The sequence below is a fragment of the Pseudomonas cichorii genome, from assembly GCF_015471405.1.
GTDB classification, from domain to species: domain Bacteria; phylum Pseudomonadota; class Gammaproteobacteria; order Pseudomonadales; family Pseudomonadaceae; genus Aquipseudomonas; species Aquipseudomonas serbiensis.
Map to the genome: position 1 here is coordinate 401019 of NZ_BLVZ01000003.1, position 15091 is coordinate 416109.

Consider the following 15091-nt stretch of genomic DNA (forward strand, 5'->3'; position numbering starts at 1 on the left):
ATCAAATCAACTGATGACACCAGCCGTGTTGGCCGGACGCTTACGGCGTTCCGCTCCCCGTATAAAGAGAAAAAATTGATGCACACCGCATTTGATAGCGCCCATGGCAAACCGAATGGACGCATCATCCTGATCAGTATCGCCTGCTACGTGCTGTCACTGATGCTGCCGGCTTATGACAACGGTCATGTCACGAGCGGAGGCGAAGCGTTGGCAATGGGATGGCTTGGGCCACTTGACGGACATTTTTCCTGGTACGCCAACCCGTTCTATTTCTGGGCATTAGCCAGATACAGGCACAAGCATAAAAACCTGATACCTGCCTTTATTGGATTAGCGCTATCCGCCAGCTTTATGTTCGCTAGCGATATATTCCACGATGAGGGCATAGGCGACCGGCCTATCAGGGCATTGGAGTGGGGCTATTTTCTATGGGTCATGGCGATGCTTCTGCTTACTTTGGCACTGGTTCAACAACACTGCTCGCCAAAGCTACCTGCCACGGCTATTGGGTATGCACTCATCGTGGCCGCTTTTGTGGGTTTTGGCACTTATTGGTGGATGAATCCTACCGGCCAATGGCAGGCCTATCTTACCCATCAACGCTTCATGGCCGCGGCATGCCCCTTGGCCCGTCAGGAAATTCTTCACCCCCTGCCCCGCGTCAGACAGTTGTATTTTCCTGATAGCAAAGCATACCCAAACATGCTGATAACAGAACTCCTGGAACGTACAGATCTACAAGAAATCCACACTGGCGACAGCCCAGAAGTCAGTCACCGGGTTTTCACCTTTGGTTCGACGAGGGATAGTAGAACTGTGGAGAGTGAAGCGGCTCGCTATCAATACAATGTCGTGAGAGAAAACTCTTCTTGGGAATATGGCACCTGGACCTATCGGGAGCGTATTTTTGATCGTCAGGAAAACCAGGAGGTCGCCTACAACATCCGTTATGGCTACAGGCAAGATGAAAAAAACGACAGTTGCGGCGAGCCAGAAGGCTATGAATTCATACAGCACGTGCTCCAGCTCTACGAATACACTGAAGAAGAACGCGATGAGCGGCGAAAAGAGCATAAAAACCTGACGCTACCGCGCAGACAATCAAGCGCAGCTGATGAGGCGATCTGCTTGACGATGTAGCCTTGCCATTCGCCAGCCCTGAGAGCGTGCAAGGGGGGATCCTGCGATAAGTGATCGCCGAACCTTGCAACCGCTTGCCCCCTCTCCTGGCGACACATAAGAGGGGTGGCCCATGCAAGCTGAGCGCGGCGTCATTAGGTTTTAAAGCGGAGCCCCCGCTTCAGGATCAAGCAGATACTCGATTTCAGGAATTTCACTCTCCAAAGTCTCGATCAGCCTACGCCGCAGGCGTGTATCTTCTTTTTTGTGTAGCCGAATCTTTTCAATGGCCAACGCGATGACAAACTCCATGGCAGCTTCTCCTCGCTCATGGCCATACCCGGCAGCCAACCGATAGATAATGTCCGACATCGCTAGGCTCTGAGCCTCATCAGCGCGGTAATCCAGCTCGGTTGGCAAAGCTGCGTGTAGGAACGAAGCTTGAATGATCCCATCGTCGAAACGTGAAAACACCTCCGGGGATAGCAGCACTTGCTGAAGCTCACCGGACTCAAGGCGTTTGGCATTTGCGACTTTTTCGCTATACCTAGCGTTCTGCAAAATCCACAAGATTGTCAGGAAAATGTCTGTGGAGGTCGCGACCGTAACGTCGGTTTTTCCGTCAGGCTTTCCGTCAACGAATGCGAAGCCTCGCGTCAATGCCATGGGCTGATGGGTATGACTGCTTGGCCAGAAAGGATTCAACGCGAGCCCCTGGAGTGGCGCTTGATCAAAAACTTCCATGCGAGCTGTCACGGGGGGCGAGAACGTCGTGCTGAACGAATGCAACGAGCTGAGTAGTGTCTGTTCTTTGTCCCAATGATCAGCACATGTCAGCTCAGCAGCGGGGATCTCCATGTAGGTTTTGAACACGTATCTACTATGGTCTTTGGCGGGCTGGGTCAGGTTGCTGTGCAGCTCTTTCATCGTCTGGTAGCTTCGACCGAACAAAGCCCCAGCTATGTAGAGTCGAGTACCAGTCCGCTGGGCAGTCCGCAATCGGCGACTGACGCTTTGGAGCCGCGAACCACGCTCAACGGCAGCGGCCAGAACAATGACTGAACCATCGAATTTTGTGCCGGCGTCAAACTTGTCAAACGACACCTTGGTCTCGATTTCAACCCCGCATCCTTTCAGATAGGCAATCGCCCCGTCCGCGAGTGAGGCGCTTGCCTCATCGTCATCATGGATGATCCATCGGGTCGATGACACCGCCTCCTCTAGCAAGACGGTTTCAAACCAGGACTTGAATCCATCGGTGGCCACTAGGCTGTCTTTGTCGACATGCACCGTTCGAGATCTTGCACCGGGCTTGTCCTGCCTGAAACAGCTGAAGAGATTCGCTCCCATGAACGAATAAAATTTAGGCTGCAGGATCGTCGGCGCGTGATCAGTAGTAATGTTCAGAAGTCTGGTTTCGCTGTGCTCGGCAACAAACCGCTCTCCATGGATACGGATGAGTCTCGTACCGCCGGAATCTCCCTCTTGAAGCATTTCGAAGTCATCTGGCTGCTTCAGGGTATGCAAAATCGTGCAGCAGTCAGCTTCCGACTCGAATGAAAGTATGGTGGTGACCAGACAGGGGGCAGCGCTGTTGATCTTCGCCCACTGCTCCGCTAGGCCACATCGCGTTGATGCTGAGATGAGACACATCGCAGAGGCGCCTTTTGGCAAAGGCCCGTCCTTGACCAACCCCTCATGCGAGTGAAAAGAGCGAATATCTGCGAAGAGGGGCTGGTCGAAGCGCATTAAGTACATCTGCAACGCGAATGCCAACGGCAGCAATGCGATCGTGTCCAGATACAAAGTGTCGGGCGGGCTCATCCCGTTGGCTTTCACCTTCTTGATCAATGGCAAGCACGCGAAGGCCAGGTAGTGCGCATGAAGCGTTTCGGACAACAAATCCTCTGCTCGGATGAAGTAGTTCGAAGCACGAGAAGATGGCTTCGAATAGAAAAAGCCGGCGGGCGCTTTTTTCAAAACATCGGAGCTTTTGACCAGATGGGCTAGGCCCGCTTTCACAATTGCTGAGGATTGGGATTTGACCAAGGTGCCAAGCTTGTTTTCTGGCCCGGAGATGTGAACATAGTCGGTGATTGATCCCGCCTCGTCGTAGAAACCCACCCCGTAAGTTTGCGGTGAGCCCGACCCTTTTCGCTCAAACTGAGCCATCAGAGGTGAAGCCCTGTCAGCCTTATGCCACTTGAAGTCTTCAATGGTGTATTTAGGCAGCAGGAACAGCAGTGCATCTGGCATGACGTGACGTGGCAGCTGAGTCTGCAGCGCATGAGCGACTTGGCCCCCAGAAAGGAAATCAGGGCCAGTAAAAAATACCGCGAGATGAAGAGGCTTACCGTCCTGACGAAGCACGGCTTCAAAGTCCATGAGATCAGCCATATCAGTTCACCGGAATGCAAATGGTAAAAACTGTGCCTTCGGCAGCTGCCAATTTTTGCTGGGTGCCCCTGACTGACGGTTCGAATTCCATTGTTCCACTACGTCCCTGAAAAGCCTGATTCAAAGAAAGACGTCCGGTACGAACCCTTACGTAAGCTTTGAGTTTGTTAAGTGCCTGGAGTGCGTTATGCAGGCCCATCCCCGATGTCTCCGAATCGGGCTTGGACGTCATATGCTTCTTGAAGCAGTCGAGTGTCGCGCTCAGTTCTTCATCCAGATTCAACTCTTCAAGGCTCTCGACTGGACGCTTCTCTCTGGCCGTCACCCACCTCCGAGCCAGCCCTGGCCCGCTGTCGATTACTGAGATCTCCAAGAAATCCAGTACCTCGGATTTCAAGAAATGCTTGAGGATGAAGCGAGCAAGCTCCGGCTCACGGTCTGAGTAACCTAAGGCATCCTGTCGGCTGATCCTATTCAGCTTGATCGAGGTGCCCCGGAGAGCTTTTTTGTACTTATTACCTGTAACGTCTGTCACCGCATGCTGGTCAGCGTTAGCTATGAGCTCCCACAGCACGCTTCCTAGCTCAGAAAGGCCAGACTTCAGCAGTGAAATCTGATCCTGCCGTGCAGTCATCAATGAAGATGACTTGGCTATTAACTCTGAAAACCACGACTCCGGCTGAATGCGAGGTGTGCTGTGATGAAAATAGAAAGGCTTGATGAACTCACGTTTGGCGTTGTTGACGCAAAACAGGTTAATCGCGGTAGGGCGAGCGCCCTTGGTACTAGATGTATTGCGGATGTCCCCAATAAACATCGCCTCAACAAGCGGCCTTATCGCCAGCAGAGCGTCACGCCGATCCACTACCTTATGATCTTCGGTGTGAATCTCACTGGACATGATGAGGGCGAAAAGACCGGCTGCGCTTTTGGCTACCTGCGGAATATGGGCGATCGCTTCCTCAGCTGGAGCGTATAGGTGCAGGACTGACTGCTCATAGGCTCGTGCCCATGTCACTATGAATTGCGCCAGTGACGCGTCGACGCCAAGCCCTCCCCCATGGCTCATACTGATGGGCAGCCGCAACTGCGGATCGGAGCCGAGTGAGTCGTATAGACCCTCGATGTCATAAAGGTTTGACTTGCGGTTGATCTGCATCCAGGCCCTCACGCTCCATCGTTGATTGCATCCCCGCTTGGCTATCGTTCGATGGCTCGTACGTAGCTGGGACTATATGCGCAAATGTACGCGATTAGGGAAAATTGGGCGATGGGTGTTCCAACCTTCACGCCAGCAACCAAGGCGAATGTTTGCAACGTTTAGCGTGCGAAGGAAATGAGCGGCGAATACCGTACTCGCAACGACTAATAGGGAAAACGGCAACGCTGACGTAGTGGCCCAACGTATGGCGGGGCTGAGCGTGAAAGGCTGCATTAGCACTGGAAAGGCATTTGGGATTGGATAGTTGCGGTTCCGGTCGATGCCTCGGGCACGACGTTGCATGAGCCTTGAAAGCTGGATAACGCCGACGCGCTATTCGAAGTCTGGCACCTTGGTTATATCAATCGGTTGCTGGCCGGATCACCACACTGCAATAAGCGTGCAACGTCGATCATGCCCCTGATCCCGTCGACGCAGCGGGCCAGCCAAATCGAGCAACGGCTCACGTAGCAACCGAAGCGCTCGACCACAAGCTGCTGGGGCACTCCGACAAGCGCATAACGGAGATCGTATACCGGCGTGTCGGGGAGATTGTCACGCCTACCAAATAGACCTTCAAAGGCTCAAGTTTCGGAACGCCTGTAAAAGTTTCGGAACGATAGGTGATTTTGAGGAGGCATAAAGGAAGGCAGCAGAAACGAAAAAGCCCTGAATAATCAGGGCTTTGACGTATCGAATATGGCGGAAGCATAGAGATTCGAACTCTAGGACCTGTTACAGTCGGCAGTTTTCAAGACTGCTGCCTTAAACCACTCGGCCATACTTCCACTTGCGTTGCGGGCGCCATAATACCGGAATGAAACAAGCTGTCAAACTCTCTGGGTGGCCAGTTGCAGCGCCTCTGTTATGATCTTTGCAACTCAACATTTCAACAGGAAGGAGTTTCGCAATGCGCGAACAGGATTACGCCCTTAAAACCGGCATGCAGGCCGACCAGCTAGAGGTTAGTCGTGTCCTGCGCAACACTTACGGTCTTCTCGCCCTGACCCTGGCTTTCAGCGGCGTCATGGCCTTTGTAGCCCAGCAGATGCGCGTCGGCTACCCGAACATTTTCGTGGTGCTGATCGGCTTCTACGGCCTGTTCTTCCTCACCAACAAGCTGCGTGATTCGGTGTGGGGTCTGGTTTCGACGTTCGCCCTGACCGGCTTCATGGGTTTCCTGCTGGGCCCGATCCTCAACCGTTACCTGGGCATGTCGGGCGGCGCTGAAGTTGTCAGCTCGGCGTTCGCGATGACAGCTCTGGTGTTCGGCGGTCTGTCGGCTTATGTGCTGATGACCCGCAAGGACATGAGCTTCCTGGGTGGCTTCATCACTGCTGGCTTCTTCGTTCTGATGGGCGCCGTACTGGCCAGCCTGTTCTTCGAGATCAGCGGGCTGCAACTGGCGATCAGCGCAGGTTTCGTGCTGTTCTCCTCGGTCTGCATCCTGTTCCAGACCAGTGCCATCATCCATGGCGGCGAGCGTAACTACATCATGGCGACTGTCAGCCTGTATGTATCGATCTACAACCTGTTCGTCAGCCTGTTGCAGATCTTCGGCATCATGAGCCGCGACGACTGATAGCTGTCCGGTTTCAACAAAAAGCCCGCCTTCGCGGGCTTTTTGCTGTCCAGCCTCCGTGAATTCTTTATCATTGCGCATGTTCCGCCGACAGAGCCGACAATGAAATTCGCCATATCCCTTTTTTCCGCGGCCCATGCGCCCTCCTCTCGACGCGCCCTGCTATTTGCAGAGGCTGTATTGGCAGGCGGCCATGAGATTGTGCGTCTGTTCTTTTATCAGGATGGCGTCCACAGTGCTTCGGCCAATGTCGTGTCGCCACAGGATGAGCAGGACCTGTCACAGCAATGGCGCGACTTCATCGTGAAGCACCAGCTTGATGGCGTGGTCTGCATCGCAGCCGCCTTGCGTCGTGGCGTGCTGAATGCAGAAGAAGCCGAGCGCTATCAGCGCCCGTCCGCCAATCTCCTTGAACCCTGGGAATTGTCCGGGCTGGGCCAGTTGCACGACGCCGTGCAATCGGCGGATCGGTTGATCTGTTTCGGAGGGCCTTGAAATGGCCAAGTCACTGTTGATCATCAGCCGTCAGGCACCCTGGTCAGACACGAGTGCCCGTGAAGCGCTGGATATCGTGCTGGCGGGCGGCGCCTATGACCTGCCGGTGGGGCTGCTGTTCATGGATGATGGAGTGTTTCAGTTGCTGCCACAGCAGAACGCCTCGGCGCTGCAACAAAAAGACCTCACCGCCAATCTGAAAGCACTGTCGATGTTTGGCGTGGAAGAGGTCTATGCCTGCGGCCAAAGCCTGGCAGCACGTGGCATGCCCCATGCCGAGCTGGATGCCGAAATCCATCATCTGTCCGCAAGAGCCGAGTTATCGGCCCTTATTGACCGCTACGACCAAGTGATAACGATCTGATGGCTACCTTGCATGTTCTTTCTCACTCGCCCTTTGCCGACACCCGGCTGGATAGCTGCCTGAGCCTGCTGGGGCCAAATGACGGCCTGCTGCTGTGCGGCGATGCAACCTACGCCTTGATGCCCTCCAGCGCCCCCTTGCTGGCACTGGAAAAACAGTTGCCCGCGCTCAAGCTGTTCGCGCTGGATGAAGATATGAAAGCCCGCAACCTGCAGTTGCCCGAAGGTGCGACTGGCGTGGACTATCCGGGCTTCGTCGAACTGTCGATCCGCTTCGACAAGGTCAATACCTGGTTATGAAACAGTTGATCGTTGCCGAACGCAGCATTGCCCTGGATAAGGATGGTTTCCTTCGGGACCTGCACGACTGGTCGCTGGAAGTGGCCCATGCGCTGGCTGCAGAGGAAGGTATTGCCCTGAGCGCCGAGCATGTGGAAATCCTGGAGCTGCTACGCGATTTCCATGCAGAATTTCAGCTCTCGCCCGCCACTCGCCCATTGATCAAGTACACCGCACTCAAACTGGGGCCGGAAAAAGGCAACAGCATGCATCTCAACCGCCTGTTCAATGGCACTCCCGCCAAACTGGCCGCCAAGCTGGCGGGCCTGCCGAAGCCGACCAATTGCATATGAACGATTACGCTCCCCTCATCACCGAAACACCTGCCGAGCATCCTTTTGCCCAGTTCGTCCGTGCTCTGGGCAAAGGCAAACGCGGTGCCCGCAACCTGACCCGCGAAGAAGCCCGGGAAGCCATGGGCATGCTGCTTGATGAGAAGGTCGAAGACACGCAACTCGGCGCCTTCCTGATGCTATTGCGCCACAAGGAAGAAAGCCCGGAAGAACTGGCCGGGTTCACCGAAGCGGTTCGCGAACGCCTCACGGCCCCGCCCATACAGGTCGATATCGACTGGCCAACCTACGCCGGCAAGAAGCGCCACCTGCCCTGGTATCTGCTGGCCGCAAAGTGCCTGGCGCAGAACGGTATCAAGGTGCTGCTGCATGGCGGCGGCGCGCATACCGCCGGGCGGCTCTATACGGAACAATTGCTCGGCCTGCTGGATATCCCGCTATGCCGTAACTGGCAAACGGTGGAAAGCGCACTGGAGCAACACAATCTGGCATTTATCCCGCTGGGTGACTGGGCTCCGCAGTTGCAACGCATGATCGATCTGCGCAACACATTGGGCCTGCGCTCACCGATTCACTCGCTGGCCAGGGTTCTCAATCCGCTGAATGCCCGTTGCGGCCTGCAGAGCATCTTTCACCCTGGCTACCAAAGCGTGCATCGCGAGGCCAGCACCCTGCTGGGCGACAATGCCATTGTGGTCAAGGGCGATGGCGGCGAAATCGAGATCAACCCCGACACCATCAGCCACTTGTATGGCACCAGCAACGGGCAAGCCTGGGATGAGGAATGGCCTGCACTCTCGCCAAGACGCCACGTCAAACCCGCAACGCTGGAACCACAGCAACTGGTGGCCTTGTGGCGTGGCGAGATAGAAGACAGCTATCCGCAACTCGCCCTGATTTCCACCATTGCCCTGGCTTTGCGCGGGCTCGGTATCCAGCGCGAGGAAGCCTTCGAGCAAGCACAAAGCTTCTGGGATCGCCGAGACAAGGCCCTTTAATCTATCGATTTATTCGATCATGAGAGGCCATTCTTTGCGCTTTTATGTCGAACCAACTCGATTAGACTGACTCACAACCTATATTCATTTACAGATTGGAGTCAGACATGGGCCTTCTCATCGAAGGACGCTGGCATGACCAGTGGTACGAAAGCAGCAAGGATGGGGCATTCCAACGGGAAAACGCCCAGCGTCGTAACTGGGTCACGGCCAGCGGCAAACCCGGTCCTACCGGTGAAGGCGGCTTTGCAGCCCAGGCGGGTCGCTACCATCTGTACGTATCGCTGGCCTGCCCGTGGGCTCACCGCACCCTCATCCTGCGCAAACTCAAAGGCCTGGAAGATCTGATCGATGTTTCGGTGGTCAGCTGGCTGATGCTGGAAAACGGCTGGACCTTCGATCCACAGACAGGCTCGACGGGCGATAAGCTCGAAAACCTGCAGTTTCTCCATCAACGCTACACCGCAGATGATGCGCGCTATACCGGCCGCGTCACCGTGCCGGTGCTGTGGGACAAACAGCAGCAGCGTATCGTCAGCAACGAATCGGCGGAAATCATCCGCATGTTCAACTCGGCATTCAATGGCCTGACGGACAATCATCTGGACCTGTATCCGAGCGCCCTGCAATCAAGAATCGACCTGCTAAACGAGCAGATTTACCCCACCGTCAATAACGGTGTGTACCGGGCAGGTTTTGCCACCTCGCAAGGCGCGTACGAAGAAGCATTCGATGCCTTGTTCACCGAGCTGGATGTGCTGGAAAAGCTGCTGGGGGAAAATCGCTATCTGGCGGGTGAATACCTGACCGAAGCCGATGTTCGGCTCTTCACCACCATCGTGCGTTTCGATGCGGTCTATTACAGCCACTTCAAGTGCAACCTGCGACGCATCGCCGACTATCCCAACCTGAGCAACTGGCTGCGAGAGCTGTATCAATGGCCGGGGATTGCCGAAACCGTAGACCTTGAACACATCAAAGGCCATTACTACGCTAGCCATCGCACCATCAATCCGACCGGGATAGTCCCCAAAGGCCCGGCATTGAGCCTGGAAGCCAGCCATGACCGCGAGCGTTTGCCGGGCAAGGGAATCTACGAAGCAATGCCGATCAGTTAAGGCGCAAAGAAACTTGCAGGAGGCAGCTTGCTGGCGAAAAAGGCCTCAAAACCGGCAGATATTCTGCGTCCTTACGCTGAAGTCGCCAGCAAGCTGCCTCCCACATGGGCTATCACAAGAATCAGACGCTGGATTGTGCGCCTTCGAACCAGGCCAGTTTTTCGCGTAACACGACTACTTCCCCCACGATCACCAGTGTCGGAGCATGAACTTCATGCTCTGCCACCAACTGAGGCAGGTTGGCCAAGGTGCCAGTGAAAACACGCTGGCTGGAAGTCGTGCCCTGCTGAATCAATGCAGCAGGCGTGTCCGCCGATCGACCATGCTTGATCAATTGCTCACAGATGATCGGCAGCCCGATCAAGCCCATGTAGAACACCAGAGTCTGCGCGGGCGAAACCAGATCATCCCAGGGCAGATTGCTGGTGCCGTCTTTCAGATGCCCGGTGATGAATCGCACCGACTGGGCATAGTCCCGATGGGTCAGAGGAATCCCGGCATAAGCCGCGCAGCCACTGGCTGCCGTGATGCCCGGCACGACCTGAAACGGGATGCCATGGGAAGCCAGCTCTTCAATCTCTTCGCCACCACGGCCGAAGATGAATGGATCACCGCCCTTCAGACGTACAACGCGCTTGCCCTCTTGGGCCAGGGCAACCAGTTGCTGGTTGATCTGATCCTGGGGCAACGCATGATCGGCCCGACGCTTGCCCACATAGACACGCTCGGCATCACGACGGCAAAGATCGAGAATCGCTGGAGCCACAAGGCGGTCATACAACACAACATCGGCTTGCTGCATCAGACGCAAGGCGCGGAAGGTCAACAGGTCCGGGTCACCGGGACCAGCGCCCACCAGATAAACCTCACCCTGAGCCTTGGGCGCATCGCCTGCGATCTTGGCAATCAGCAGCTTCTCGGCTTCACCACCCTGCCCGGCCAGTTGCCTGTCGGCGATAGGCCCCTGGAAAACATCTTCCCAGAACGCCCGCCGTTGCTGAACATCCGGAAACAGCACTTTTACCTGATTGCGAAAACGCGCCGCAAGCCCGGCCAACTGGCCGTAGGTAGAAGGTATCCAGGTTTCCAGCTTGGCGCGGATCAAACGCGCCAGTACCGGAGCATCGCCGCCACTGGAAACCGCAATCACCAAGGGTGAACGGTCGACAATGGCCGGGAAGATGACCGTACACAGGGCCGGCGCATCCACCACATTGACGGGAACACAACGCTGCCTGGCATCCTGGGACACCTGGGCATTGAGCGGCTCATCGTCGGTGGCGGCAATGACCAATACACAGCCGTCCAGATCGCCTTCGCTGTAACCGCGAAGGATCAATTCGCCACCGCTGCGCTCTACCAGCTCGCGCAGTTGCTCTTCGATGTCGGGAGCGACCACCCGCAACAGCGCACCGGCTTCGGCCAGCAGGCGAGACTTGCGCAAGGCAATCTCGCCGCCACCGACGACCAGCACCCAACTGCCACGCAGATTGTGGAACAGCGGCAGGAATTCCATTTAGCCGATGACCTCAAGGCCGCCCATATAGGGCTTGAGCACTTCAGGCACACGGATCGAGCCGTCAGCCTGCTGGTAGTTTTCCAGCACCGCGACCAGGGTACGGCCAACCGCCAGGCCCGAACCGTTCAGGGTATGAACCAGTTCTGGCTTGCCGGTTTCCGGGTTGCGCCAGCGGGCCTGCATGCGACGCGCCTGGAAGTCTCCGCAGTTGGAGCACGAAGAAATCTCGCGGAACTTGTCCTGGCTCGGAATCCAGACTTCAAGGTCATAGGTCTTGACGGCACTGAAGCCCATGTCGCCGGTGCAAAGCGCCAGAACGCGGTAAGGCAGCTCCAGCAATTGCAGGACGCGCTCGGCGTTGGCGGTCAGGCCTTCCAGTGCTTCCATGGACTGATCCGGCGCAACGATCTGTACCATCTCGACCTTGTCGAACTGGTGCTGACGGATCATGCCGCGGGTATCGCGCCCCGAAGCACCGGCTTCGCTACGGAAGCATGGTGTGTGCGCAACGAACTTCAGCGGCAGCTGCTTGGGATCGAGAATCTCGCCGGAGACGATGTTGGTCAGCGACACTTCGGCGGTCGGGATCAGATACAGATCGGCTTCGCCATCACGGGAGATCTTGAACAGGTCTTCCTCGAACTTCGGCAACTGACCGGTGCCTTGCAAGGCAGGCGCCTGTACCAGATAAGGCGTGTAGGCCTCTTCATAGCCGTGTTCGTTGATGTGCAGGTTGATCATGAACTGCGCCAGGGCGCGATGCAGACGGGCGATTGGCCCGCGCAGCAGGGCAAAGCGTGCGCCGGACAGCTTGGCGGCGGTCTCGAAATCCAGCCAGCCGTATTTCTCGCCCAGGGCAACGTGGTCCTGAACGGCGAAATCGAAGGCAGCAGGCGTGCCCCAAGTACGCACTTCGACGTTTCCATCCTCGTCAGCACCTACCGGCACGGACTCGTGAGGCATGTTCGGCATGCTCAGCAGCATCGCGTCCAGCTCGGACTGAATGCCATCCAGCTCTTTCTTGCCGTTGCTGAGTTCTTCAGCCATACGGTCGATATCCGCCATCAACGGCGCGATGTCTTCGCCGCGCTGCTTGGCCTGACCGATGGATTTTGAACGGGCATTACGCTCGGCCTGCAACTGCTCGGTGCGGGTCTGTACCGTCTTGCGCTGGTTTTCCAGCGATTCGATGCGCGCTACGTCCAGTGTGAAACCACGGGAAGCCAAGCGATCCGCTACGTCCTGAAGTTGGGTACGTAACAGTTTGGAATCGAGCATATCGTTCTCTCGTCTATCAAAGTCTGGTCAGGGACAGGCCAACCCAGGTTGCGAGCAGCCCGCCGAACACGCTGATAACCGCATAGCCCAGAGCCATCGGTACTTGCCCGCTTTCCAGCAGGCGCAGCGTATCCAGTGAAAAGGATGAAAAGGTCGTCAGACCGCCTACAAAGCCGACAATCAAGCCGGCACGAACCTCGATGGGCACTTCCGGGCGAATCAGAAACAGGCCGTAAAGCACGCCGATTATCAGGCACCCGACGATATTCACCGCCAGAGTTGCCGTATAGAAATGCCGCGGCCAGTTAGCGCTTACCCAGGTTCCTGCAGCAAAGCGCAATAATGTACCAGCGATACCGGCTACGGACACCGCAAGAATCGTCTGAATCACTACTTTCTCCGCTGACGAGGGCTGGCGGCGTCCAATGAAGCCAGATGTTTGAGCTTTTCGCCGATTTTAAGCTCCAGGCCACGGGGCACCGGCTTGTAATACTCGCGTGGTTCCAGCTCTTCGGGGAAGTAGTCTTCACCGGCCGCGTAAGCATCGGGCTCATCGTGGGCATAGCGGTATTCTTCGCCATAACCCAGTTGCTTCATGAGTTTGGTCGGCGCATTGCGCAAATGCAGCGGGACTTCAAGCGAACCGTGCTCGGTCGCCTCTCGCATCGCCGCCTTGAAGCCCATGTAAACCGCATTGCTTTTGGGCGCGCAGGCCAGATAAACGATAGCCTGGGCCACTGCAAGCTCACCTTCCGGGCTGCCGAGACGCTCCTGCACATCCCAGGCGGACATGCACAGCGGCAAGGCACGCGGATCGGCATTGCCGATATCTTCGCTGGCCATGCGAACCACACGACGCGCCAGATACAGCGGATCGCAGCCACCATCGATCATCCGTGCAAACCAGTACAAGGCCGCATCGGGATTGGAGCCACGAATGGACTTGTGCAGCGCGGATATCTGGTCGTAGAACGCTTCACCACCCTTGTCGAAACGGCGGCGACTGTCGCCAAGCAGGCTTTGCAGCAGATCGACACTGATCTGCGAGCCATCTTCGGCCAGGTCGGAGGCGTTTTCCAGCAGGTTGAGCATGCGCCGACCGTCACCATCAGCCGCCGACATCAGCATCTCGAAGCCTTCATCGCTCAGGCTCAGGTGATGCTTGCCCAGGCCACGTTCTTCGTTCAGCGCCCGATGCACCAGCTTGCGCAAGGCAGCTTCGTCGAGGCTCTTGAGCACATAGACCCGCGCTCGCGAAAGCAAGGCGTTGTTCAGCTCGAATGAAGGGTTTTCAGTGGTGGCGCCGATAAAGATCAGGGTGCCGTCTTCGACGTACGGCAGAAAGGCGTCCTGCTGCGACTTGTTGAAGCGGTGGACCTCATCGACAAACAGGATGGTGCGGCGCCCGTATTGCCCGGCCTGCTGCCTGGCAACCTCGACGGCCTGACGGATTTCCTTGACCCCGGCAAGCACTGCCGAAACGGTTTCGAAATGCGCATCGGAAACCTTGGCCAGCAGCTTGGCCAGTGTGGTTTTACCCACACCCGGCGGCCCCCAGAAAATCATGGAGTGTAAAGCACCCTGCTCCAGCGCCTCACGCAGAGGCTTGCCGTGAGCCAGCAGGTGCTCCTGACCGACATACTCGTCCAGATTGGTCGCACGCAAACGTGCAGCCAGTGGCTGAGCTATCGGTTCGCTACGAAACAGGTCCATGGTCTGAGGTTAAGCCTCTTTATTCCTGGATGACATCGGCACCCTTGGGAATGTCGAACTTGAACTTGCTGGCCGCAATCGGCTCGTTCGCCTTGACGCCCGTGAACAGGATATTGGTGCGCTGGCCGACGCTGTCGATCAACTGCATGTCGTTGATGATGCCATTGCGAAAGGACAGACGCAGGTTGTCGAACAGGGTGTCCTTGGTCTTGGGCTTGAGCACGAAGTCGATCACGCCACCCGCTTCCTTGGCAGTGATATCGAAGCTCTCGCTGATCTTCGACACATCACCGGACAACAGCAGGGCTGGCGTCTGGGTCAGGCGCTGATCCAGAGTCTTGATGGTGACTTGTTGCAGATCCGGGTCCCAGAGCGAAACCTTCTTGCCGTCGGACACCATCAACTGCTCTTGCGGCGCATCGGTGTGCCAGTTGAACAGGCCTGGACGCTGCAAAGCCATTTCACCCGAAGTTTCCTGCAATTGCGTGCCGCTGCCATCGAGCGTCAGCTGGGAGAAGCGGGCAGTCAGGGTCTGGGATTTTTCCAGCAACTGGGTCAGGCGCGCCACGTCCTTGCTGTCGGCATGGGCCGGGATCGCGGAGAACGTCAGTGCAGTTGCCAACAACATGCGGATAAGACGCATGGGATTCCTCATTGGATTCATGAAACGCCG

Annotated in this window: 15 protein-coding genes, 1 tRNA gene and 1 pseudogene; 9 read left to right on the forward strand and 8 right to left on the reverse strand. The window is 56.5% G+C overall.

Translation table 11 applies throughout. The features are described from left to right. The first annotated feature begins 78 nt into the window (after positions 1–78). Positions 79–1143 (forward strand): hypothetical protein, encoded by a 1065-nt coding sequence (locus tag JL015_RS05780; protein WP_201017785.1) that lies wholly within the window; start codon positions 79–81, stop codon positions 1141–1143. Between the two features lie 141 nt (positions 1144–1284). On the opposite strand, the gene JL015_RS05785 is transcribed toward JL015_RS05780, so the two are convergent. Continuing rightward, complete coding sequence (locus JL015_RS05785) at positions 1285–3519, reverse strand: hypothetical protein (protein ID WP_201017786.1); 2235 nt, start codon at positions 3517–3519, stop codon at positions 1285–1287. A gap of 1 nt (position 3520) precedes the next feature. Next, entirely contained in the window at positions 3521–4678 is a 1158-nt protein-coding gene (locus tag JL015_RS05790) for an ATP-binding protein (RefSeq protein ID WP_201017787.1), read from the reverse strand. Between the two features lie 533 nt (positions 4679–5211). Between JL015_RS05790 and JL015_RS27635 the strand changes: the two are divergent. Beyond that, positions 5212–5292 (forward strand): annotated as a pseudogene (locus tag JL015_RS27635) (tyrosine-type recombinase/integrase); the annotation flags it as partial. A gap of 128 nt (positions 5293–5420) precedes the next feature. Here JL015_RS27635 and JL015_RS05795 read toward each other — a convergent pair. Then, a tRNA-Ser gene (locus tag JL015_RS05795) sits at positions 5421–5508 on the reverse strand. Positions 5509–5630: 122 nt separating this feature from the next. On the opposite strand from JL015_RS05795, the gene JL015_RS05800 reads away from it, so the two are divergent. From JL015_RS05800 to JL015_RS05830, 7 genes are all read left to right on the forward strand, one after another. Then, complete coding sequence (locus JL015_RS05800; protein ID WP_117167081.1) at positions 5631–6302, forward strand: Bax inhibitor-1/YccA family protein; 672 nt, start codon at positions 5631–5633, stop codon at positions 6300–6302. A gap of 102 nt (positions 6303–6404) precedes the next feature. Beyond that, positions 6405–6797, forward strand: a complete 393-nt coding sequence (gene tusD / locus JL015_RS05805; protein WP_025259508.1) for a sulfurtransferase complex subunit TusD — start codon at positions 6405–6407, stop codon at positions 6795–6797. A gap of 1 nt (position 6798) precedes the next feature. Further along, positions 6799–7161, forward strand: coding sequence for a sulfurtransferase complex subunit TusC (gene tusC / locus JL015_RS05810; RefSeq protein WP_201017788.1), 363 nt, complete (start codon positions 6799–6801; stop codon positions 7159–7161). After that, a complete protein-coding gene (gene tusB, locus JL015_RS05815; RefSeq protein ID WP_201017789.1) occupies positions 7161–7460 on the forward strand; it encodes a sulfurtransferase complex subunit TusB in 300 nt (99 codons plus the stop codon). Before tusC ends, tusB begins: the two co-directional genes overlap by 1 nt. Next, the gene (locus JL015_RS05820; RefSeq protein ID WP_201017790.1) at positions 7457–7792 is read left to right on the forward strand and encodes a TusE/DsrC/DsvC family sulfur relay protein; all 336 of its coding nucleotides are present in this window, start codon (positions 7457–7459) and stop codon (positions 7790–7792) included. The genes tusB and JL015_RS05820 overlap by 4 nt, the downstream gene beginning before the upstream one ends. Continuing rightward, entirely contained in the window at positions 7789–8790 is a 1002-nt protein-coding gene (locus JL015_RS05825) for a glycosyl transferase family protein (protein ID WP_201017791.1), read from the forward strand. The genes JL015_RS05820 and JL015_RS05825 overlap by 4 nt, the downstream gene beginning before the upstream one ends. A 107-nt stretch (positions 8791–8897) precedes the next feature. Continuing rightward, positions 8898–9908 (forward strand): glutathione S-transferase family protein, encoded by a 1011-nt coding sequence (locus JL015_RS05830; RefSeq protein WP_201017792.1) that lies wholly within the window; start codon positions 8898–8900, stop codon positions 9906–9908. A gap of 121 nt (positions 9909–10029) precedes the next feature. Here the strand turns inward: JL015_RS05830 and cysG are convergent, their stop codons facing one another. From cysG to lolA, 5 genes are read right to left on the reverse strand one after another with little or no spacing between them, the layout of a single operon-like run. After that, positions 10030–11424 carry a siroheme synthase CysG gene (gene cysG / locus JL015_RS05835; RefSeq protein ID WP_201017793.1) on the reverse strand — a complete coding sequence of 465 codons (1395 nt, stop codon included), beginning with the start codon at positions 11422–11424 and terminating at the stop codon, positions 10030–10032. Then, a complete protein-coding gene (gene serS, locus JL015_RS05840) occupies positions 11425–12705 on the reverse strand; it encodes a serine--tRNA ligase (protein ID WP_201003294.1) in 1281 nt (426 codons plus the stop codon). It lies immediately after the preceding gene. Positions 12706–12721: 16 nt separating this feature from the next. Further along, positions 12722–13096, reverse strand: a complete 375-nt coding sequence (crcB, locus tag JL015_RS05845; RefSeq protein ID WP_201017794.1) for a fluoride efflux transporter CrcB — start codon at positions 13094–13096, stop codon at positions 12722–12724. Then, positions 13096–14418 (reverse strand): replication-associated recombination protein A, encoded by a 1323-nt coding sequence (locus JL015_RS05850; RefSeq protein ID WP_201003296.1) that lies wholly within the window; start codon positions 14416–14418, stop codon positions 13096–13098. Before JL015_RS05850 ends, crcB begins: the two co-directional genes overlap by 1 nt. A gap of 19 nt (positions 14419–14437) precedes the next feature. After that, entirely contained in the window at positions 14438–15061 is a 624-nt protein-coding gene (gene lolA, locus JL015_RS05855; RefSeq protein ID WP_025259498.1) for an outer membrane lipoprotein chaperone LolA, read from the reverse strand. Positions 15062–15091: the final 30 nt, after the last annotated feature.

Excerpts from the sequence above, each read along its gene's own strand:
- JL015_RS05780 (WP_201017785.1), top strand. The coding sequence starts at position 79 with ATGCACACCGCATTTGATAGCGCCCATGGCAAACCGAATGGACGCATC.
- JL015_RS05785 (WP_201017786.1), bottom strand. The coding sequence starts at position 3,519 with ATGGCTGATCTCATGGACTTTGAAGCCGTGCTTCGTCAGGACGGTAAG.
- JL015_RS05790 (WP_201017787.1), bottom strand. The coding sequence starts at position 4,678 with ATGCAGATCAACCGCAAGTCAAACCTTTATGACATCGAGGGTCTATAC.
- JL015_RS05800 (WP_117167081.1), top strand. The coding sequence starts at position 5,631 with ATGCGCGAACAGGATTACGCCCTTAAAACCGGCATGCAGGCCGACCAG.
- tusD (WP_025259508.1), top strand. The coding sequence starts at position 6,405 with ATGAAATTCGCCATATCCCTTTTTTCCGCGGCCCATGCGCCCTCCTCT.
- tusC (WP_201017788.1), top strand. The coding sequence starts at position 6,799 with ATGGCCAAGTCACTGTTGATCATCAGCCGTCAGGCACCCTGGTCAGAC.
- tusB (WP_201017789.1), top strand. The coding sequence starts at position 7,161 with ATGGCTACCTTGCATGTTCTTTCTCACTCGCCCTTTGCCGACACCCGG.
- JL015_RS05820 (WP_201017790.1), top strand. The coding sequence starts at position 7,457 with ATGAAACAGTTGATCGTTGCCGAACGCAGCATTGCCCTGGATAAGGAT.
- JL015_RS05825 (WP_201017791.1), top strand. The coding sequence starts at position 7,789 with ATGAACGATTACGCTCCCCTCATCACCGAAACACCTGCCGAGCATCCT.
- JL015_RS05830 (WP_201017792.1), top strand. The coding sequence starts at position 8,898 with ATGGGCCTTCTCATCGAAGGACGCTGGCATGACCAGTGGTACGAAAGC.
- cysG (WP_201017793.1), bottom strand. The coding sequence starts at position 11,424 with ATGGAATTCCTGCCGCTGTTCCACAATCTGCGTGGCAGTTGGGTGCTG.
- serS (WP_201003294.1), bottom strand. The coding sequence starts at position 12,705 with ATGCTCGATTCCAAACTGTTACGTACCCAACTTCAGGACGTAGCGGAT.
- JL015_RS05850 (WP_201003296.1), bottom strand. The coding sequence starts at position 14,418 with ATGGACCTGTTTCGTAGCGAACCGATAGCTCAGCCACTGGCTGCACGT.
- lolA (WP_025259498.1), bottom strand. The coding sequence starts at position 15,061 with ATGCGTCTTATCCGCATGTTGTTGGCAACTGCACTGACGTTCTCCGCG.